Source organism: Pantoea sp. ICBG 1758, assembly GCF_002928325.1.
Classification (GTDB): Bacteria; Pseudomonadota; Gammaproteobacteria; order Enterobacterales; family Enterobacteriaceae; genus Pantoea; species Pantoea eucrina.
Genome location: NZ_POWL01000001.1, coordinates 887341 through 904450, shown reverse-complemented (window position 1 = coordinate 904450; position 17110 = coordinate 887341). Strand labels below are relative to the sequence as shown.

The 17110-nt window shown below is 47.1% G+C and carries 29 protein-coding genes; 3 read left to right on the top strand and 26 right to left on the bottom strand.

What is annotated here, in order from left to right; translation table 11 throughout:
• Positions 1-102 precede the first annotated feature (102 nt).
• Together C1Y41_RS04510 and C1Y41_RS04505 are read right to left on the bottom strand one after the other, a co-directional pair.
• The gene (locus C1Y41_RS04510) at positions 103-324 is read right to left on the bottom strand and encodes a hypothetical protein (protein ID WP_104084907.1); all 222 of its coding nucleotides are present in this window, start codon (positions 322-324) and stop codon (positions 103-105) included.
• A gap of 69 nt (positions 325-393) precedes the next feature.
• Entirely contained in the window at positions 394-2052 is a 1659-nt protein-coding gene (locus C1Y41_RS04505) for a terminase large subunit (RefSeq protein ID WP_104084906.1), read from the bottom strand.
• A gap of 92 nt (positions 2053-2144) precedes the next feature.
• Here C1Y41_RS04505 and C1Y41_RS04500 point away from each other — a divergent pair, with 92 nt between their 5' ends.
• Complete coding sequence (locus C1Y41_RS04500) at positions 2145-2405, top strand: hypothetical protein (protein ID WP_104084905.1); 261 nt, start codon at positions 2145-2147, stop codon at positions 2403-2405.
• Here C1Y41_RS04500 and C1Y41_RS04495 read toward each other — a convergent pair.
• The 13 genes from C1Y41_RS04495 to C1Y41_RS04445 form a co-directional block, all read right to left on the bottom strand.
• Entirely contained in the window at positions 2389-2895 is a 507-nt protein-coding gene (locus tag C1Y41_RS04495; RefSeq protein WP_104084904.1) for a terminase small subunit, read from the bottom strand. The two genes, C1Y41_RS04500 and C1Y41_RS04495, sit on opposite strands and share 17 nt — an antisense overlap.
• Before the next feature lie 20 nt (positions 2896-2915).
• A complete protein-coding gene (locus tag C1Y41_RS04490) occupies positions 2916-3236 on the bottom strand; it encodes a hypothetical protein (RefSeq protein ID WP_104084903.1) in 321 nt (106 codons plus the stop codon).
• A gap of 45 nt (positions 3237-3281) precedes the next feature.
• The gene (locus C1Y41_RS04485) at positions 3282-3488 is read right to left on the bottom strand and encodes a hypothetical protein (RefSeq protein ID WP_104084902.1); all 207 of its coding nucleotides are present in this window, start codon (positions 3486-3488) and stop codon (positions 3282-3284) included.
• Positions 3489-3594: 106 nt separating this feature from the next.
• Entirely contained in the window at positions 3595-3915 is a 321-nt protein-coding gene (locus C1Y41_RS19835; RefSeq protein ID WP_146065224.1) for a DUF3757 domain-containing protein, read from the bottom strand.
• Between the two features lie 266 nt (positions 3916-4181).
• Positions 4182-4775, bottom strand: coding sequence for a Rha family transcriptional regulator (locus tag C1Y41_RS04480; RefSeq protein WP_104084901.1), 594 nt, complete (start codon positions 4773-4775; stop codon positions 4182-4184).
• 260 nt (positions 4776-5035) lie between these two features.
• Positions 5036-5257, bottom strand: coding sequence for a hypothetical protein (locus C1Y41_RS04475; protein WP_104084900.1), 222 nt, complete (start codon positions 5255-5257; stop codon positions 5036-5038).
• 53 nt (positions 5258-5310) lie between these two features.
• Positions 5311-5544: a hypothetical protein gene (locus C1Y41_RS04470; protein ID WP_104084899.1), complete on the bottom strand. Its 234-nt coding sequence runs from the start codon at positions 5542-5544 to the stop codon at positions 5311-5313.
• Positions 5545-5830: 286 nt separating this feature from the next.
• Positions 5831-7597 (bottom strand): hypothetical protein, encoded by a 1767-nt coding sequence (locus C1Y41_RS04465; RefSeq protein WP_146065223.1) that lies wholly within the window; start codon positions 7595-7597, stop codon positions 5831-5833.
• A gap of 11 nt (positions 7598-7608) precedes the next feature.
• Complete coding sequence (locus C1Y41_RS19995; protein WP_158249861.1) at positions 7609-7776, bottom strand: hypothetical protein; 168 nt, start codon at positions 7774-7776, stop codon at positions 7609-7611.
• Entirely contained in the window at positions 7773-8078 is a 306-nt protein-coding gene (locus tag C1Y41_RS04460; RefSeq protein WP_104084897.1) for an HNH endonuclease signature motif containing protein, read from the bottom strand. Before C1Y41_RS04460 ends, C1Y41_RS19995 begins: the two co-directional genes overlap by 4 nt.
• The gene (locus C1Y41_RS04455) at positions 8066-8680 is read right to left on the bottom strand and encodes a hypothetical protein (protein WP_104084896.1); all 615 of its coding nucleotides are present in this window, start codon (positions 8678-8680) and stop codon (positions 8066-8068) included. The genes C1Y41_RS04460 and C1Y41_RS04455 overlap by 13 nt, the downstream gene beginning before the upstream one ends.
• Positions 8662-10119, bottom strand: a complete 1458-nt coding sequence (locus C1Y41_RS04450; protein WP_104084895.1) for a glycosyltransferase family 2 protein — start codon at positions 10117-10119, stop codon at positions 8662-8664. Before C1Y41_RS04450 ends, C1Y41_RS04455 begins: the two co-directional genes overlap by 19 nt.
• Before the next feature lie 10 nt (positions 10120-10129).
• Positions 10130-10639 carry a hypothetical protein gene (locus C1Y41_RS04445; protein ID WP_104084894.1) on the bottom strand — a complete coding sequence of 170 codons (510 nt, stop codon included), beginning with the start codon at positions 10637-10639 and terminating at the stop codon, positions 10130-10132.
• Positions 10640-10793: 154 nt separating this feature from the next.
• Between C1Y41_RS04445 and C1Y41_RS04440 the strand changes: the two genes are divergently transcribed.
• On the top strand, positions 10794-11105 hold the full coding sequence (locus tag C1Y41_RS04440; protein WP_104084893.1) for a HigA family addiction module antitoxin: 312 nt from the start codon (positions 10794-10796) through the stop codon (positions 11103-11105).
• Positions 11106-11169: 64 nt separating this feature from the next.
• Positions 11170-11481: a hypothetical protein gene (locus tag C1Y41_RS04435; protein WP_104084892.1), complete on the top strand. Its 312-nt coding sequence runs from the start codon at positions 11170-11172 to the stop codon at positions 11479-11481.
• On the opposite strand, the gene C1Y41_RS19830 is transcribed toward C1Y41_RS04435, so the two are convergent.
• The 11 genes from C1Y41_RS19830 to C1Y41_RS04385 form a co-directional block, all read right to left on the bottom strand.
• The gene (locus tag C1Y41_RS19830) at positions 11452-11637 is read right to left on the bottom strand and encodes a hypothetical protein (protein ID WP_146065222.1); all 186 of its coding nucleotides are present in this window, start codon (positions 11635-11637) and stop codon (positions 11452-11454) included. The genes C1Y41_RS04435 and C1Y41_RS19830 overlap by 30 nt on opposite strands.
• Positions 11638-11645: 8 nt before the next feature.
• Complete coding sequence (locus C1Y41_RS04430; RefSeq protein ID WP_104084891.1) at positions 11646-12038, bottom strand: hypothetical protein; 393 nt, start codon at positions 12036-12038, stop codon at positions 11646-11648.
• A 76-nt stretch (positions 12039-12114) separates the two neighbouring features.
• Positions 12115-12465 carry a hypothetical protein gene (locus C1Y41_RS04425; protein WP_158249860.1) on the bottom strand — a complete coding sequence of 117 codons (351 nt, stop codon included), beginning with the start codon at positions 12463-12465 and terminating at the stop codon, positions 12115-12117.
• 61 nt (positions 12466-12526) lie between these two features.
• Positions 12527-12679 (bottom strand): hypothetical protein, encoded by a 153-nt coding sequence (locus tag C1Y41_RS19990; protein ID WP_158249859.1) that lies wholly within the window; start codon positions 12677-12679, stop codon positions 12527-12529.
• Positions 12672-13106 carry a tellurite resistance TerB family protein gene (locus tag C1Y41_RS04420; protein WP_104084889.1) on the bottom strand — a complete coding sequence of 145 codons (435 nt, stop codon included), beginning with the start codon at positions 13104-13106 and terminating at the stop codon, positions 12672-12674. The genes C1Y41_RS19990 and C1Y41_RS04420 overlap by 8 nt, the downstream gene beginning before the upstream one ends.
• A gap of 179 nt (positions 13107-13285) precedes the next feature.
• Positions 13286-13693: a type II toxin-antitoxin system HicB family antitoxin gene (locus C1Y41_RS04415; RefSeq protein WP_104085338.1), complete on the bottom strand. Its 408-nt coding sequence runs from the start codon at positions 13691-13693 to the stop codon at positions 13286-13288.
• Between the two features lie 146 nt (positions 13694-13839).
• Positions 13840-14244 carry a hypothetical protein gene (locus C1Y41_RS04410; protein WP_104084888.1) on the bottom strand — a complete coding sequence of 135 codons (405 nt, stop codon included), beginning with the start codon at positions 14242-14244 and terminating at the stop codon, positions 13840-13842.
• Between the two features lie 546 nt (positions 14245-14790).
• The gene (locus C1Y41_RS04405) at positions 14791-15426 is read right to left on the bottom strand and encodes an antitermination protein (protein WP_104084887.1); all 636 of its coding nucleotides are present in this window, start codon (positions 15424-15426) and stop codon (positions 14791-14793) included.
• Complete coding sequence (locus C1Y41_RS04400) at positions 15423-16028, bottom strand: recombination protein NinG (protein ID WP_104084886.1); 606 nt, start codon at positions 16026-16028, stop codon at positions 15423-15425. Before C1Y41_RS04400 ends, C1Y41_RS04405 begins: the two co-directional genes overlap by 4 nt.
• A gap of 278 nt (positions 16029-16306) precedes the next feature.
• Positions 16307-16693 carry a hypothetical protein gene (locus tag C1Y41_RS04390; protein WP_104084884.1) on the bottom strand — a complete coding sequence of 129 codons (387 nt, stop codon included), beginning with the start codon at positions 16691-16693 and terminating at the stop codon, positions 16307-16309.
• On the bottom strand, positions 16680-17108 hold the full coding sequence (locus C1Y41_RS04385; protein WP_233207411.1) for a hypothetical protein: 429 nt from the start codon (positions 17106-17108) through the stop codon (positions 16680-16682). The genes C1Y41_RS04390 and C1Y41_RS04385 overlap by 14 nt, the downstream gene beginning before the upstream one ends.
• Positions 17109-17110 lie beyond the last annotated feature (2 nt).

The window sequence follows — 17110 nt, the reverse complement described above, 5'->3', positions numbered from 1 at the left end:
GGTTTTCACTTAAAGATTCAGATTGTCGGTGATTGACAGATATTTAACGGATCAAAGCGAGCGGAAGCGAGACACAAAAAAACCGCTTTCGCGGCTTGGAGGTTAAATCATATTAAAAAACGCTTCATCAAATCGGGCGCTGAGTGAATCCTCATGCTGCTGGATAACAGAATTCAGCTCATGCATCGCGTCAGCTGATCCTTTAACGCCTGCTGAGCGCAGTTCCTGCTGAAGAGAAACCATTAAGCGCTGAATCGCCTCAACATGGGCTTTCTGCGATGCCAGCAAAGCCAGGTCGCGGATCTGATATTCTTCGTGTTTCATGCTAGCTCCTGAGTCTTCATCTCGATTTTATATATACATTGTATATACTCAAAGCGAGGCGATCAAGCCTCAGATAAAGAAAACCCCGTAATCTTTCTTCGTGGGTCCGGGGTTAAGGGCCATCAGTGATACGGCATCGAACAAGGCCATCAGGGGATCGATTTTGCCCACCCCACTCGCCTGTTTGGTGATAAGGGTGGCATTACTTGAGGTGACGATTTTCGCGTTCCCGACACACCAGTTCATCAGCGGTTGTTTCGCATGGATCAGTGTGCCTTCGGCAAGCTTGCGTTCAGTGGTCTTAATCGCGCCTCCGAGACGCCAGCCCTGGCTGATGCCAATGATGGAATCCTGAGGAAGGCCCGCTTCAACCATCGCATCGAGCAACATGCCCACCCCCGCTGGGTCCATTCCGACCTTATCGAGGAGGCCAGCATTGAAGATTTGCATCACCATCTGGCTGATTTGTTCAAAATCCTCGCCGACTTCATCGATAATCGTGAAATCACCGTTGGCAACGAAATCATTCAGACGGCTCTCTTCGCTCTTGCGTCGTTCGATCGCCTTACGGGTTGCCCAACCATGCGACCATGAAAGCCATTCGCGCGAATGCTTATCGCGTCCGACGATTGTCAGCCCCAGCAGGTCATCCAGGCCACCGCCATCGATACCCACACAAATCACTTCAGAACGTTTCAGGATGGAATCGAACGTGATTGAATCATCCTGCTGGGACTCCCAGTAATCCGCACCCGGCCACCGATCGTTTCGCAGGTTAAGGCCGATTTCTATGTTCAGGTGTTTGGCCAGAAACTGCTGATATGTGCCATCCGTTTTGTGCTGGTACTTCTTAAACTCACCTTCAAGCCAGTCACGGTTGACCGATCGTCCGATGTTCGGATTGGTGATATAGAAGTTATTCGGATCTTCGTAAGCCTTGCTTTCAATCATGTCTTGCGGGAATTCATACAAAATTCCGAGCGTTTTGGGGTCTTTAATGATCCCGTCTCGCACATCGCGCCAGTAATCGAGCTTCTGTTTGAAGATACCGGCGGGAGGTTCATCGCTTTGCGTGGTGAGGAAAATTACCCATCCTTCATTTCGGGAAACCTGACCACCCAGGGCTTCCATGAACATCGATTCAGCTTTAGCGCGTTTACCGAATATCCACAATTCATCCACCAGCACCCGCCCGGACTTCTTACCGGACACCGTATCGGTATCGGCGGCAACCACTTTGAGGGAATTGCGATTCACCCGATGGGTAATGGTGCGGGTATGGTCCTGAACGTGAAAAATATCTGACAGCTCTTCATCGGATCGGATCATCGATGCAGCCGGTTTAAAACTGTTATCCGCCACCTCTTTCGTCGGAGCCAGAATCAGGTGTTCTTCATCCTCGCGCCAGCACAAAATCAGGGCCGTCATCATTACGCCTGCGGCGATGGTCGACTTCGTGTTTTTTTTGCTGATGAGAAGGCCATATTCTCTGATCTTCTGAAACCCGGTTTCAACGTCATAGCCGCCGAAGATCGCTTTCACGAAATCAAAGATGAACTGATCGCAACATTCCCCGAAGGTGGGCTTGCCGGGGAGATCTGACACGCGGAGTTTTTTGAAAATGTTAAGCGCAATCTCAGCCGTTTCAGGATAAATCGGCGGAGGGATGATCGATTTTTTATTCAGTAATCGTTCGGCCCAGTCAGGGCAATCGGTACGCCATTCCATCGAAGACCTTTGTCTAAAATAAGCTCGGAATGAGAATCTTTAGGTCGAGGTAATCGATAAGTTCTCAAAACCTAGCGAGAGGATGTCTGAAAATGCGATCGAGCCGAATAATCGAAAACTTTACGCTTCACAAAGATTATCAAACGACCGAAGAACTGACGCGCCAGCTTGAACTGGTGAAATTTACACTTGGGCTTTTCTTTCGTCCGCTCCCCCTCGCCCATCAGATGGAACTGATCGGTTTAATGGAAAAGCTGGGCGGTGATTTTAAGGAAATGGGGGACTATCTTCGCCAGTTTAAGCAGGAAAAGGACGCCCCTGAGGTTGTTTTAACCGCTAAATCACGTTATTAACGACAATTTTAGGCGGTGTCATGGCTGAAAAAGCCCCTGCCGCCTTCTTCGCCGCCATGTTCTTCGCCTCTTTCTTCCCGGTTTCACCGACTTTAGCGGACACATAAGGCGCAAGCTTCGCGGCGGCATCCATTGCCAGCTTCGGATCGGTGTAAAGATGCTGGTTCATGATCATCTCAAGGACCACGAGAGGATCTTTAATCTTTTTCGAGGTGACGAGTTTAGGAACAGGCGGATCTTCAGACACCTCTTCAGGAAGGTCCGCCGGTTGCGGGATAACAGGTTGCGGAACCGGCTCAGGCGCAGGAGCTGGCGCGGGATTCATCGCCTTAATGCGTTCAATGTATTCCAGAACGTCTTTATCCTTTGATAGCTCGTGACCTTTATATTTTGCACTTGCCGCACTGTAACCGGCTTTAATGGCGGACTGAGTTTTATTATTACCACTCATCCAGTGTTCGGCAAAATTCCTTTTTTTTGTGGTGAGCATAACGATGTCTCTTTCTACATTTATTTTTCTAAAGCCATACGGATTTGTGAACCGTTTTTCAGTGTATAATCACAATACGTCAGCCCGTTATGTTGGGTAGCCTTGTTGCCTGGATTATTCACAGAAACGACTGGGCTTGCCTCATCAGAGATCGGGTCAATGCCCTTCCATTTGCATTCCAGTGTGGAAGGAGAGCAGTAAATGAAACCGGGGATCCCGTCTTCAATCTGGACTTTCCCATTGGTGCGGACGTTTTCAGGCAAAGGACACCTCACTTCCGCCGCAATGGCAGCACAAGAAACAAAAGACAGGATTGAAATAAGCATTATTTTCTTAAACATGGGGTAATTCTCCTTACTTTTTGAAGAGATTAGGGAATTTTGGCGTTATTTTTTCTTTGAATCGTGTTTTTTGGCGAATAATTTCGCGTGAGAAAGGCAATCTTCGAATATTTTGCCCTTTTTGCCTGATGAGGTTGCTCGTTGAAAAAAGGCGACACCTTCACGCGCGCCAGCACTCGCCGCTGACTTATCGAATCCGAGACGAAGGAGTTCGGACGCAATATTGCTTTCGATAAATTCAAGATAATTCATGAGATGATCACCCGTATTTTTTCAAAACCGGGAAGTTAGATTTCTATGTAAAATAAAAATCCGCCATAAAGGCGGATTTAGGAAATATGTTATAAAAAATAAATAGTTATTTCTTTAACAAAGAAAGTCGGATCTGATCACCTGAATCAAGCTTGTAATCACAATACGTTAAGCCGTTGTGTTCGGTCGCTATGCTGCCACTGGTCAGCGATACCACTTTATGTCCTTCGGTGGCAAAAGGATCGAATCCTTTCCAGGAACATTCTGAAGAGGAAGGTGAACAGTAAATCATGCTTGAAATACCGTCAGAATCTTTTTCAATATGGGTAGAAACAACGGTATCAGGAGCCGGACAATCGACCGCTTGAGCAAGGCCAGAGAACGAAACAGCAGCAAAAAAAGAGCCAATAAGCATTATTTTCTTCATATTGCATGTCCTTAAGGTCTGTATATTGATGAATTACTGATTTTCCTTTTAAAGGAGACTCTATTTTATCGCTCATTCTTTTTGAGTGGTTTGTTTTTTTGCAAACTGCTTCGCGTGAAATAAGCAATCGTCGAAAATCTTTCATTCCCGACTTGATGACTAGTGGAGGTGAAAATAAAAAATGCTTTCGCACACTTCGAGTTGAAGTGGAGTTTTGTCGAAACACAGTTTTGTTAATTGCTTTGGAAGATTTTTTTCAATCGTTGTCATACTTCTTCCAGCATTTCAATTTCAAAGCCAGGCAATTCCAGTTGAGAAAGTTTATTCACGACATCTTCAGCATTTCGAATCTGACGTTTTTCCTTTTTCCTTAACTGCATTAATCCGCTTCCTTTCTGACCATGTTCTTCAAACGAATATCGTTCAGCTAACGTGACGCGCGTTTGCATTTGAGCGATTGTCATGGTTTTAAAGGCTGAAAAGTCCATAAAATTGACATTTATTCGCCCTTCTAACTCGTCCATCCGGTCAAAAACGCGCGCCTGAGCGTCATAATCGTAAGACATTGCCATCAGACAAGCCTCGCGACGGGGGAATTTATAGATTTTGCGGGTGTTGGCTGCGCCCTTACCCGTTGTGAACGTATCATCGGCTAAAAATTTAGCCGATGATAAACCGAGCACTTTCGGTACTTTAGCGATGAAATTCTTATGGAGTAACTCAGGGAAATTTTTACAAGGAAACGTCTTCCCTTCCTGTTCTGCTTTTTTCGCCCGGACATCATTGATGAAACCAACAAGCTCAAGACTTGTCATGGTGGCCACATCCGGGGCGGGCAAAAATATCGGTAGGTCGCTCATTTACCCTCCTCATGAGTCGGGTGATTAAACAGATACCTGAAAACGATCTACTGGTTAAAAGTCAAGGTAGATCACCTGTCAGAACGAAAAAAAAAATTTAAGTGATTGGGGGCGAGGTTTAAAAAGACTTGACATTACTATTTTTTTTACCCCCCCCACTTATTGGGCACAAAAAAAATCAACCACCTAAGTGATTGATTTTATTATTTAATTTCAAATCAGTTGATTTAATTCAACTCGAAATAAAATTATTGATTGAGTCAACCTTTATCAGGTGAGCCATAGTCGTTATAAAACGCATTCAACGCGGTATGGAATGCATTAAGATGATCTTTAAATTTTTCTTCAGGTACTAATAGAAAATTATCACCACTTTTTGAAGTGAGGCGATGACCGAAGAGTGGGTTCCTGTGATGAATAAGATCTAAAATCTGCTGCGCTTCCTCAGCGGGAAGGTCTTTCAATGTATCAAAAAATCCCATAGATTTTTTCCTCAAGATATATAAATCAATTCAGGGTTTAAATTAAAATCAGATTATTTAACAAGCAGTCCGCTAATCTCTTCTTGAAATTTGTTTTGAACATCTTCAATTGCAGAATGAAAGTCACTAAAAAATGATTTAACTTTTTCTTCAGGTACAAGCAGAAAATTATCGCCACTCTTTGAAGTCAGTCGGTGAACCGATGTGAGGTCACCAGAATCAATAGAGTTCAAAAGATCTGGAATCTTTGCAGGATCCAAAGGCTTAGAGTTACCGAATAAAGACATATTATTAATCCTCAACATTATGAAAATATTGAATCTTAAGAATCTAAGATTCAGACCATGTGGTTACTACAATACTCGCCCCACCTGGCGATTTCGCTTTTATATAAATCACCGTGGGCGGACGAATTTCGAGAACATCAGATCGGAGCATATGCCAGTAAGAACTGGATGCTGAATCGGCATACATAACCGCGCCGATCAATGTTGTGATATGAGCACCATTGGAGCCATCCGTTATCTGAACGGGATCTGACGTTAAGTTTTTAATGTCCGACATAGTGCCTCGTTAGTATAAGAAACGAATGGTGGTGATATAGCGTGACGACCATGCCAGCGAAGAGAACGGAATAACGGCCTGATTATTCGTGAACGACACTATCGCTCTTGAATTATCGGAATAGTCGATCTGAATTTGTGTTGCGAGGCCAGGATTCGTCACAATCGCTTTTGCCGCTTTCCGGGTGTTCTGCTCAGTTTCACCATTGAAGATGGGTGAAGTCGGAACGGTTCCGGGTTCAATCTGCGGCGCGGTAGCTTGCATATTCTCAGACGTCAATTTGCGATAAACAGACGCAACAAAGGAACCTGTGGGAACGGCTGGACATTTCTCATAAAGATAACTGGTCGTGGTTTCGCGCTGGGTATAAAAGCGAAGTTCTGAAGCCATATCGTTCGTAAAAGGCAGAATCACGCGTGACCAGTCTGATCCCGTGTTGGGGTTCGTGTCAGGAACCAGAAACGCACCCTTCGTTTCGTTATAGACCCCTACAAAGACTTTCAGGCTTTCAGAATTGATAATGGGAAACTGACTCCCTTCTGAATCTGAAACAGTGATTGTGGTTCCCTGAGGGAACATCCAGCTGGCATTCGTGCCAACCTGGGCAAGATCGGTAATAGCCGAATCAATCGCGTAATTTGTCGTACTTGGTTCGGGTTCGTGGCGACCCATCACCTGACCATTAACATATTCAAGCGGCCATTCGTTTTCAGCGCTCGTGGCAAGATTCCCGGCTTGATCCAGATAAGTATGTGCCGGACCCGTATAAGTGACACGAGAATCTAACGTTTCTGCCGTCATATCGATGGGCGACAAATCTGGGATATTGCTCAGAAACTTAATTCGGGTAAGATAGCGTTCACTCCAGTTCCAGGTGGCAAACGGCAACGAAATCGACGCTTCACCGCTGAAGGGAATGACTGAAATCATTCTGTCATCATAAATCAGCGCCAGACCCTGCGAATTGCCCTGATTAGCGATGGTTACTGAAGAAGCCGCCCTTTCGCCCTGAACATCGCTTTCATTAATAATCGGCGACGTCGAATAGGGATAATTGCTGTTCTCAATTTGTCCGATGCCAGCATGAAAATTTGACGCATCAGCGACGCGCGCAAACCACGAAAACACGTAATTACCATTATTCATTGCATTGGTTTGCGTCAGGAAAACAAACGGAATCCCGGAAGAATTATCGAGATCACGTCCTAACCAAATTCGCGTCCGGCTTTGGGTGGAAACATTTCGGGCAAAAACGAGTCGCGTCCAGTCAGCCGTTAATGAATAAGCCGTGCCAGGCTGGAGATCAATGCCGTTGACATCCTGTGAAACCAGATAGTATTCAGAGATGGCCGGGACAAGACAAATTCCGCCGCCATCCGGTGCGCCTGTCGCATCAACATTCAGGGATGAGCCAGTTGAGACAATCACGTTCGCTGACGTTTCCACGGCGCGACAGTTTTCTTGAAAGTTCGTGGTTTGAGGTTCGGGCAGGCTACGACCGACCGGCTCACCGTTTTTAAATTCAAGCGGCCAGTCATTCTCATCCGACTTCATCAACACACCTGAATCAGACCAGTAAAGATGAGCTGGACCAGAATACGTGACGCGCGGATCGGTTTGTGGGTTTAAAAGATTAATATCATCGGGTGCAGGCGGAACAGGTGTGACCGCCTTACCCTTACCGGCCTCAGAAAAGCCAGTCCAGATTTCAAGCGGGATCACACCTGAACTGTCAACTTTTCCACCCACTATGCGATCAGCCGTAGTAAAGATCATAATGACCTCGGTTAACGAATCATATGCGCGAGTTCATGAATAAACATATCGTAAACATTCCGTGAAATAATCATGACGGGATCGCCCTCTTCACGAATAATTTCGATCGTATCTTGCTCAACCTGATCAAGAATTTCGCTAACGTCATCAATAAATTCAAATTCTGAATAAGATTTCATGTTTTCATGTCCTGCATGGTTTTTTTCTTGTGACAGCCTTCATCACCACAACAGAGGATCTGGGTGTTTTCAATCACATCTTCGCCGCCTAAATAGAGCGGAATAATATGATCCAGCTCGAACCCGTGCGGATATTCGGTCAGTTTGCCGCACATCACACAGCGCGGGTCACGTTGCCAGACTTTCAGCCGACGCTGTTGAAGCGTGACGCCGGTTATCCGTTTATCGGCGACTTTCATCGTTTTCAGCCGATGTGGATTCAGGCTGTTCAGTCTGGGTTTCAGCGTCGTTAATCGGGCCAACGTTCACCCCCAGTGAACAACCGCCAGGCTTTTCGACGCTCACGGCGAGGATGGCCATCAGGATGCACCTCAACCGCCGATAAATCGGCATGGTCCACCAGCGAATAAACGGGATAAATCACCCGGCCTTTATACTTATCCGTGATCGCGGAATCTGCTCCCTTTCGCTCATCCCAGTTTTCGAGAATACGCGGCAAATAATGGGTCGGAACCGAATAACAGACACCATGAAACAAATGGGAAAACATGATGTAATCCAGTCGTTGTTTATCGGAATCGATGAGCCGCATCGCCATTTCAAGCTGCTTATGCGGCGGTCTGCCAGTTCCGAGATAAAAACTCACGATATTGTCAGGAAAACGATCTATCCAGTGATAAACCTGATATTCGAACCCAGCGACAGGTAACGCATCATCTTCAAGAACAATGACACGCTCGTTTTGTTCAGCCGACCATTCCAGCACGCGCCGATGGTTCCAGTTACTGCCGTGATTCTCTTCATCCATAAACAGCATGGCATCAAGCTTCACGGCGAGTTTTTCAGCGACATATTTCCGTGAATGATGCCCAACGACCGCAAACTTTATTTGTGCATCCAAAATGCGAAATCCTTTCCTATTCCATTCGTTTTAAACACGGTATGAACCCGAGGCCCGAAAACCAGACGATGAAAATGGCGATACCCGACGATCCCAAAAGCGACCATATCGCCGACCGCATACGGCTTTTTGCGCTTGTCCCAGAAATTTGAGGATTCGACGTTTGAATAAATCCGCAAAATGCTGTGCGCGAACATCATGACATCTTCACGCGATCCACCCAGCAAACCGGCATTAAGCATCACATCATGAACATGTGCCGCCAGAAATTGCTGATAAACCGGTTCTGGATGATGTTTCGCCACCCAGGAGTCAGCATAGGTTTTCGGCTCAGAACCGACATAAATTTTTCCGGGTTCCATCTGATCCCACGGTTCCCGAAGCATTTCGACATCCGTTCCATCAGTGACCCAGACCTTCTCGATTTCAGGGTGATCGCGCAGATATTGCCAGACGTTAAACCAGCGCAGGAAGTAGACATTCATGCTCGATTCATAAACCGGAAACAGCATCGCCTCTTTCGGTGCGTCGCGCAGCTGGTCCGCGAGTACAACCGCGCGCGCGCCTCGAATTGACGTCGACCACTTTTCCAGTAAGGCCGGATCCACGTCAAAATGGCGATTGCGCTGCGGATCGGGATAACCGGTCAGAAAATTGGTGATGACAACGTTATGGCGATCGTAAATATTCACGAATCCCGAATATTCGGTTTCGCGGCGGTGATTGTAGATCCCCACATTCCGTTTCACCTGTTGTTCGCGTTCGACACGATTCACAGAGCGTTTGATGTTCATGTGTTCGTCGAGGGAATAAATCAGCCGGTTTGACCCTACCACGTCCGCAAACGCCCAGCTGGTCAGCCCGCGATGATAAATGCGCAGCGCGAGATCAGCATGTTCATACATGCCTCGCTGATAAATCGGATCGAACCCACCCGCCGCATTAATCGCGCTGCGGTGATAATAGAGCATCACCCCACGCTGACCGGTGTAAGCAATATGCTTATCATCCTGATAGAGAACCGAGAGATCCCGCAATTTGATGTTAACGGCCAGATCCAGAAACTGATAAGACAGATGCGGTTCAGGGGAATCGATATAAGGTTGATGCCAGTCCTCAACAATCGGCCAGGCGTCATCATCAAACAGAAACAGCTCTTCACAGCCTGCATCGAGCAAGGCGCGAAGGCTGGCGTTTTTCGCCTGAACGATGCCACGAGAAGCGTCGAACCGGATAAGTTCGATCCCTTCAGGCACAATCGCGGGAATCGTTGACCCGTCATCCACCACAACCAGTTTCGCGCCGCCAGGAAGATATTTCAGATGATGTTCGAGCGCTTTGGCGAGCGTATCGGGTCGATTATAGGTGGTAATGGCCACACCGATTTTTGACACTTCCCGCGCGTTTGGGCTGAAGTGAACACCATTAATGACGACATCCATAATCGATCCGTTAATCGTTGCGAGACATGATATTCAGTAAGGCAATGAGCGAGGCGATCTGAACATCATTCGGTTCGACCAGCTCAGATTCCTTTTCAGGGGTTTCCCCTGCTTCACCTTCCTCGTTCGGCCAGTATTTCAGGCTCAAAGAATAACGACCATCATTCGGGGCGAAATTACGCATCACATCTTTCAGCTTCCAGAACAGGATTTCATGCTGGTCATTGAAGCCGCCGTTTTCGGTCTGCGTTTCAATTTCAACGAACTCCGCATTGTCCTGATCGCGCTCACCTGCGCGAAGAATCGATTTAATGCCTGCTTTGCCCACGGTTTGACGCGGACGGCCTTCGATTTTGATACGAACCGGCAAGGGGATCGGAAACTCAGAATGACCGTTTACCCCGGCATTGATGATTTCGCCGTTCTCATCATAGAGAGACCAGTGAAGCGGGGTCTTAAGCTGGGTATAGCCGTTTTCCAGATGCTGGATCGTCAGGTCATACTTTAAGGTGTCGGTCATGTCCGTTGCTCTTGATTTATGTTGTTGCCTTTAAGGGATACCAAAGTAAAAAAATGGCGGCAAGAACCTGCGGATTAGTTCGCACACTTTGACACGACTTAACACACAAAGAAATTACCCTTCTCACTCCGTTATAATCACTTAAGGATTTGAAATGACGCAGATATTGACACCCCATCCAGGCGATGAAATAAAGCGCCTTTTAAAACTGCTGAATGTGACGCAAGGAAGGCTGGCGCATGACATCGGTGAATCACCCGTGCTGGTCGACAGGCTGATCAAACGTAAAACCGCGCTGACGGCAGCGGTAGCTATCAAGATCGCCAAAGCCATCAGCACCACGCCTGAAGCCTTGCTGGAAATGCAGGCTCGCCACGATATTTCCCGTGCAAAACGCAAGGAAGACGCGGAGAACGTGCCGATTTATCCTCTGCCCGATTCACTTCCGCTGGATCGCTCAGATTGAGCCATTAACATTTTTGTTTCATTTAAAGTAACTCTCCCCAACAAAAAAGAGGGAGTTACTTTTCATGAGTGAGAATATTCATCCCCATCCGGGTTTGGTTCTCAAATGTCGTCTGCGTGAATTAAAGCTGGCGTTTTTCGAGCTGGCGCTTCGAATAAATTTTGATGAGGATGAAATGAAAGACGTGATCGACATGAAAATGCCCATGTCTCTCACGCTTTGCACTAAATTATCGCAGTTCTTCAGTGAAGAACTCGATTTCTGGATAAAGCTTCAGGTGAATTATGAACTGAGCCTTGTGGCCTTTGAGACGAGTTATCCCACGCGAGTCAAGCGCGATATAATGTTATTGCCCTTGCCGGACAAGTTCGGCTGATCCTCTTGCCTCAAGGGTATAAATCAAATCGATAAAACAGAGCGCCGCAATCACGCTCAGTTTACTCTTCTCAGTCTGACCGTCCTCAAGACAGGCTTTAGCCTGCAAAAGCTCGTTGCGAGCCTGCGCGAGCTTTTTCATTTCAGAACCGTTCATGTGATCACCTATAAAAACAGCGCGTCGCCAATGCGATCAAGCAAATTCTGAACATTCGGCGTAATGCCATCACCCATTAATGCGACCTCCTGGGCATAGGCATAAATCTTTTCGCACATCGCCTGATCGCTGACGATACGACTCATATTCATGAGAATACGATTCGCGGTCCGGGTGTAATCCGTCGACAGTTTGTCTTCGAGCGAATCCGCAATAATTGCATTGACGAATTTGCTGTTTTGCAACGTAGGTTCATATTCGCGAATATGCTCAATGAGCTTCACCTGTCGTTCCGTGGGATAGCGTTCAGCGAAGGCGATGAGATAAATCACATCGATGAGGATGATGGCAAAGATAAGTTCTTTATCATCCGGGTTCAGGGTTTCTGTGGGTTCGATCATCTTACCTCCTTTAGGTAATCGGTTAAAAACTTAGCGATTTACCTTTGAAGATAACGACCTGAATCGAAAAAGCCTCTTAGTCTGTGCGATCTAAGTAATAATCGACGTCGAGCGCGAGGGTTTCCGCCAGTTCCTGAGCAAGGGTGATCTCGGATTCGGTCAGCTCGCCTTTCTCTTCCACCAGCACCATATAAATGACCTGAACCCGATGCGCCATATTTGGCCAGTCCGCTACCGGTTCCAGCGAAAAGAACAGCTGATCGAGCGCCGTATGAAAATCCCGTTCTAATTCTGCCTGCTGGCGCGACATGAGTTTACGACAGAGAAACCGCCCTTCTTCAGACAGGTCAAGCGCTTCAATCAACTCAGTGATCGCAGGCTTCAGATCCTCATTCACCTCGCCGTTCGCAAACAGCGCCAGATTCATGACGTTAATTCTGGCAATGAATTCCATCAGGGTCAGATCAGAAACTCTCATCATGCCTCCCTCAGCGGTCCCGGTTAGCCTTCAGCAGCAGATAGACGACACCCAGCAACACCCCATCCGAGAAGCTGGCGGCAAGGGTTCCCAGAAAGTGAAAGATCAGAAAGAAAACCAGAAGCCCCGTAAAATAAATATTTTGCGGGTATTTATTATTCAAGGTGATTCTCCAGCCGTAACCCGAGGACCAGGGCGATCTGTTCGAGCACCTTCATTTCTGATTTCTCAATTTCGCCGTCTGCCTCAGCGATGGCCACTGCGACATCAAGCACATCTTCCGCTTCACGCTGATCGCCCTTCACATCCTCGATTTCGCGCATCGCCGCGCGCCGTCCGATCTTGAAATCGGTCTCCAGCAAATTGACGATTTTGGTCGAGATTTCGGCCAGCTCGCTCGTGAAATTATAGAGAACCGGATTCGTCTTCAGCACCTGGTCGATTTTGGCGCGCTCAATCGGATCACAATTCCCATCCGCGAACGCCACCAGCCAGGCTGCATTCACGACAGCTTGCGCCAGATCACGTTTTTCAAATTTGGTGATGTCATTGGTCACGCGGCGAGCGCGTTTCTTTAAGAAACCGAACATATTTTATCCTTTAGAGGGTGAGCCGTTTCCCAGGAGAACATCCAGTGAGAGAGCCGAATGAACCCACCCGACTCACCCTTTAAAGGATCTCTCAGTAAACATCGCTTGGGAAAAGCGACAAAAAAAAGCCTGAACACGAATGTTCAGGCTGTATGAATGGATATACCAGAAGTAAGGAATCAACACACACGTAACATCAACGTTTTTCCGAGCGCTGACATTGCTTTTTGAATTGTGTCAATTTTCGTGGTGTGGTTCAAATTTAAAATGCGGGTGATTTCCTGTCGGGGTAAACCGATGCGTTTCGCGAGTTCGGAGTTTGACACCCCTTGTTCAACCACCTCATTCAGCAACAGCACCTTCGCGGCAATGCTGAGCGGCACGTCAATGAAATGGCCATCGACCTCACCCGGAAGCGGTATCGCCTCGCGCGCCGTGAATCGGTCATCCAGGACAGCGATCAGCGTTTCCCGACAGTTTTGCAAGGCGCACTCTGATGTCTCCCCATGTCCCTGAGCTTCAGGAATGTCACGACAAAAAATGATAAAACCGCAGCTGGAAGGTATAACATCGACCGGGTATCGCATATCACTGTTCATTCTCCGTGTGAAAGACACGAAGTGTAATCAAAATTGTGTCACTCAGCCAGCCAGAACGCTCAAAAAAAAAGCCCTGACTTGCGACAGGGCGAAACGTTAGCAAATGCTACTGGTTGAGGTATGGAATAGCGGTATCAGGTGATAAAATTAAATTGTTCAGAATATAAATTCAAGACTTTACACAAACCAGAAATCACGTCCATTTTTTCAGGCTCAACGTCTTTATTACTTTTCACAACATCAAGCGCCATATTGACGATTTCAACGGCCTCTTCATGATCGAGTTCCATCCGACCCAGATCGGATAAAATCGCTTCCTGTGCATCAGGATAATTAAGCTGAAGGCGTTCTTTCACCTCGTCAAGCGCCTCAAGAGAAAATTCAATCTCCTGAATTAATCGCCGGGAATCATGAAGCTGAATATAAATTTCTTCTAGCTCGTTTTCGGTCTGAGGCCCGGTTGCAAAGGAAACGAGGGACATCGCCGCCACGGCAGCAAACGCAAATTCCTGATTGTGCGTAATTTCTAAATGGTCCATAAGTGGCTTCTCACATTTGGATTATTATTGACAGGTCGGGTTAAGCGCAATTCTAGCCCGCTGCTCGTGTCGCCACATATGCATTTTTGCAATTTCAATCGGATGAAAAATAATCAGCACAAATCACGACGACGTTTCAATGAATGCGAATTTTTGGAAATCGCTCAGATTAATACGCATTCATTTTAGGGGTGAAATAATCTTGTCGATGCCGTTTTATTGTTTGCTGGTTTAAAACGGTCATAATCTAAAGATGTTATCCACTGTTGTTTCAGTTTGGCCTTCATGAAGAAGGCCATTTTTTTGGCCACTACCAAACCAAAAGAGTTCACCCTCGCTCACACACCTTGCCATAAGGAGAAAAACGATCGCAAAACAACTCTTCCGGGGTGGGTAAACGTGTGAGGAGAGTGAAGGCGAGAGTCGTAAACCAGCTTGCAGAGGAGCGGTGTTTCACAGGTTCACCGGACGGTTTCCGACTCTCTGCGTTTAGCTTATGCAGTTTTTTTCAGGCTTTCAAGATAACCCAGGTAGTTTTCGCACGCTTTAATACATATTTTGGTGAGAAACTTTCTTTAAAGCGTTATTCGCGCGTGTCTCCTCCTCAAAACAAACCTGAATTAACTCCTTAAAGACTGGAAACAGGTAGCGATAAAACGACGCCTGTGAGAGTTCCGGCATAATTTGCTTTATCGCACTCCGCAGGTGTTCGCCCTTCACTCGCCTGAAACCGAATCCTTTACACCGACTACAGGTCTTCATGACACGCTGGTGGGTTTCCGCAATCTTCGGCACGTCTCTCACGATGCCACGCCCTTTGCAACTCGGACAGCGGTTTTCTGGCGTCGCCGCAGTACGGCAATAATCTTCATAAGCAAACAGAGCCATCAGATAAATCATCCGGGCGCGCTGACGGCCAGTGAGTTCGGCCACCAGCTTCAGCTTCCCGATTCGCGCCCGTGTGAGCTTCATCAACGCCGTAACCGCTCTATTTTTGTCGTTCTGGCTTAACCCCATCTTGCCAAAGAACGCCGACATGCCAAACCCGGCATTAGCCTCCGCCATGCCGATCGCCGCCATCACCTCGGACATCTGAAGGGTGTCGGCGCTGGTTCCTCGCGGTTCATCACTGACACGGGAGGATTTCGGGAAATGAAAGCGAACGGTTTTTTCCAGATTCATAGCGCCTCCTTACCTGCGCGCAGGCGAATAAGGTGTTCGGTTCGTCGGGAGAAGATCTCTTTGAGGCGAACAAGATAGCTGATGGTGTAGGGTTTGAAGGTGTTATCACATTCCAGGCGGATCACGATTGACAGACCAAACCGATCAATCAGCCCGCGACGCAGATTCGGAATGTTACCGGATAGGTCGCGGTTACAATGCACGCAAGAGGTCACGCAGTTGAACACATTGAAACGCAGCTGACTGGCGCGGGCGCGGGAACGAAAATGACTGGCATCGACAAAAGCGCCTGGTCGATCCGGGTTGTTATCATTCAGAACGCATCCGCAGGCATGACAGGGACGACCGGCATCACGCACCCGAATATATTTATTGAAAGCTTCCTGGGCTTCTTTTAAGAATTCTCGCCGTTCTTTTTGTTTGAAGGGTAATCCGGCACGCTGACGGCGGCGTTCGGCGCGAATGCGGTAGCGCTCATCCTGCTTTCGATTCCAGGCTATGGCACATTGATAGTTAGAACAAACATGCTGCGTTGTCATCCACGGGGTGAACATCAGATCGCAGATGGGGCATCTTTTTTGTTTTGGATGTGTGGTCATCATGATTCCTTTTTTAAAGGCTTAAACATGACGTTGAGGGATAAAAAAGCCAGCAAACGCTGGCTGAAGATGGATTCTAATTTGTTATTGCCAAAGGCGATTAATGAACGACCTTTGCGACGGGGGAATATAGTTCGACATCGGTAAAAAAGCACTGACAACAAAAAAACGCGGGTCAGCGGTCAAACTCTTCTGGGTCTGAACGCCTCGCTTTTGATAATAGGCTATCAGATTGCTCGCTTCATTATCGCTCATCGGGTAATGCTGAAACCATGATCTTTTCATTCGCTGTTCCTTACGTTCCGAAGAAGTTGATCGAAAGTATAAACCTGAGATTTATATTTACATGAATCGCTGGTGGAAAGTGCCTTAATCTCTTTGGGTTCCGTTTTAGGTCGGGGTTTTCGTTTCGGCTTATAAGCATAACCAAAAGCGGGGTAATAAGCGGTAATCCGGTATTTAGCCCCCAAACCTTTCACAATGACCCGCCTGAGCTTGTAATGTTTGAACATCTGAAACACGACATCTTTCAGGAGATAAAACGGAATATTGTTCCGGCAGGTTTTATAAATTTCCTCAACCGTCCCTTCCTGTTTAACAGCAAGATAATCGATCACAATTTTTTCAACCTGATCGATGACCGCCTGATCAATATCATCGTTTTCCATGACACCCCTTTAACTGAAGAAGCGAATCGCTCGCCGCATTGATGGCAACGGTAATATCGTTAAGTCTGAAAGACGCGGTTTTAATCCGTGCGCGGGTATTGGTCTCTTCCCGTTTCAGGTTATCAAGCCCTTCCCGCCGACGCTTTACCTCTGCGCGCAGCGCGCGAAGATCCCAGTCTATGCGGGTCTCTTTTTTGGCAAGGCGAAGCAGATATTCGAACGGTTCAAGGGTGGCGTGACAGTGACGGCAGGTTATTGATCGATGGTATTCATTAACCAGAATGCTCGAATGGGTACAATGCCGAGCCTCAGGCGGCGGTTCTGCTTCGACAAAATTCTTCATTTCATTGATGTCAGCGTTGGGATCCGACCTTTCCCAAATGCTGACCACGTTGTTTTCGTTATCTGATGCCATGA

What these genes read in the sequence shown, in the direction of transcription:
- C1Y41_RS19835 (WP_146065224.1), bottom strand. Translation starts at nt 3,915, where the DNA reads ATGAAGAAAATAATGCTTATTGGCTCTTTTTTTGCTGCTGTTTCGTTC.
- C1Y41_RS04425 (WP_158249860.1), bottom strand. Translation starts at nt 12,465, where the DNA reads ATGAATCTGGCGCTGTTTGCGAACGGCGAGGTGAATGAGGATCTGAAG.
- C1Y41_RS04495 (WP_104084904.1), bottom strand. Translation starts at nt 2,895, where the DNA reads ATGCTCACCACAAAAAAAAGGAATTTTGCCGAACACTGGATGAGTGGT.
- C1Y41_RS04445 (WP_104084894.1), bottom strand. Translation starts at nt 10,639, where the DNA reads ATGACCGACACCTTAAAGTATGACCTGACGATCCAGCATCTGGAAAAC.
- C1Y41_RS04385 (WP_233207411.1), bottom strand. Translation starts at nt 17,108, where the DNA reads ATGGCATCAGATAACGAAAACAACGTGGTCAGCATTTGGGAAAGGTCG.
- C1Y41_RS04400 (WP_104084886.1), bottom strand. Translation starts at nt 16,028, where the DNA reads ATGATGACCACACATCCAAAACAAAAAAGATGCCCCATCTGCGATCTG.
- C1Y41_RS04490 (WP_104084903.1), bottom strand. Translation starts at nt 3,236, where the DNA reads ATGTTTAAGAAAATAATGCTTATTTCAATCCTGTCTTTTGTTTCTTGT.
- C1Y41_RS04450 (WP_104084895.1), bottom strand. Translation starts at nt 10,119, where the DNA reads ATGGATGTCGTCATTAATGGTGTTCACTTCAGCCCAAACGCGCGGGAA.
- C1Y41_RS04415 (WP_104085338.1), bottom strand. Translation starts at nt 13,693, where the DNA reads ATGCGATACCCGGTCGATGTTATACCTTCCAGCTGCGGTTTTATCATT.
- C1Y41_RS04390 (WP_104084884.1), bottom strand. Translation starts at nt 16,693, where the DNA reads ATGGAAAACGATGATATTGATCAGGCGGTCATCGATCAGGTTGAAAAA.
- C1Y41_RS04505 (WP_104084906.1), bottom strand. Translation starts at nt 2,052, where the DNA reads ATGGAATGGCGTACCGATTGCCCTGACTGGGCCGAACGATTACTGAAT.
- C1Y41_RS04475 (WP_104084900.1), bottom strand. Translation starts at nt 5,257, where the DNA reads ATGGGATTTTTTGATACATTGAAAGACCTTCCCGCTGAGGAAGCGCAG.
- C1Y41_RS04405 (WP_104084887.1), bottom strand. Translation starts at nt 15,426, where the DNA reads ATGAATCTGGAAAAAACCGTTCGCTTTCATTTCCCGAAATCCTCCCGT.
- C1Y41_RS04420 (WP_104084889.1), bottom strand. Translation starts at nt 13,106, where the DNA reads ATGTTCGGTTTCTTAAAGAAACGCGCTCGCCGCGTGACCAATGACATC.
- C1Y41_RS19995 (WP_158249861.1), bottom strand. Translation starts at nt 7,776, where the DNA reads ATGAAATCTTATTCAGAATTTGAATTTATTGATGACGTTAGCGAAATT.
- C1Y41_RS04440 (WP_104084893.1), top strand. Translation starts at nt 10,794, where the DNA reads ATGACGCAGATATTGACACCCCATCCAGGCGATGAAATAAAGCGCCTT.
- C1Y41_RS04500 (WP_104084905.1), top strand. Translation starts at nt 2,145, where the DNA reads ATGCGATCGAGCCGAATAATCGAAAACTTTACGCTTCACAAAGATTAT.
- C1Y41_RS04465 (WP_146065223.1), bottom strand. Translation starts at nt 7,597, where the DNA reads ATGATCTTTACTACGGCTGATCGCATAGTGGGTGGAAAAGTTGACAGT.
- C1Y41_RS19830 (WP_146065222.1), bottom strand. Translation starts at nt 11,637, where the DNA reads ATGAACGGTTCTGAAATGAAAAAGCTCGCGCAGGCTCGCAACGAGCTT.
- C1Y41_RS04430 (WP_104084891.1), bottom strand. Translation starts at nt 12,038, where the DNA reads ATGATCGAACCCACAGAAACCCTGAACCCGGATGATAAAGAACTTATC.
- C1Y41_RS04510 (WP_104084907.1), bottom strand. Translation starts at nt 324, where the DNA reads ATGAAACACGAAGAATATCAGATCCGCGACCTGGCTTTGCTGGCATCG.
- C1Y41_RS04480 (WP_104084901.1), bottom strand. Translation starts at nt 4,775, where the DNA reads ATGAGCGACCTACCGATATTTTTGCCCGCCCCGGATGTGGCCACCATG.
- C1Y41_RS04435 (WP_104084892.1), top strand. Translation starts at nt 11,170, where the DNA reads ATGAGTGAGAATATTCATCCCCATCCGGGTTTGGTTCTCAAATGTCGT.
- C1Y41_RS04470 (WP_104084899.1), bottom strand. Translation starts at nt 5,544, where the DNA reads ATGTCTTTATTCGGTAACTCTAAGCCTTTGGATCCTGCAAAGATTCCA.
- C1Y41_RS04410 (WP_104084888.1), bottom strand. Translation starts at nt 14,244, where the DNA reads ATGGACCATTTAGAAATTACGCACAATCAGGAATTTGCGTTTGCTGCC.
- C1Y41_RS04485 (WP_104084902.1), bottom strand. Translation starts at nt 3,488, where the DNA reads ATGAATTATCTTGAATTTATCGAAAGCAATATTGCGTCCGAACTCCTT.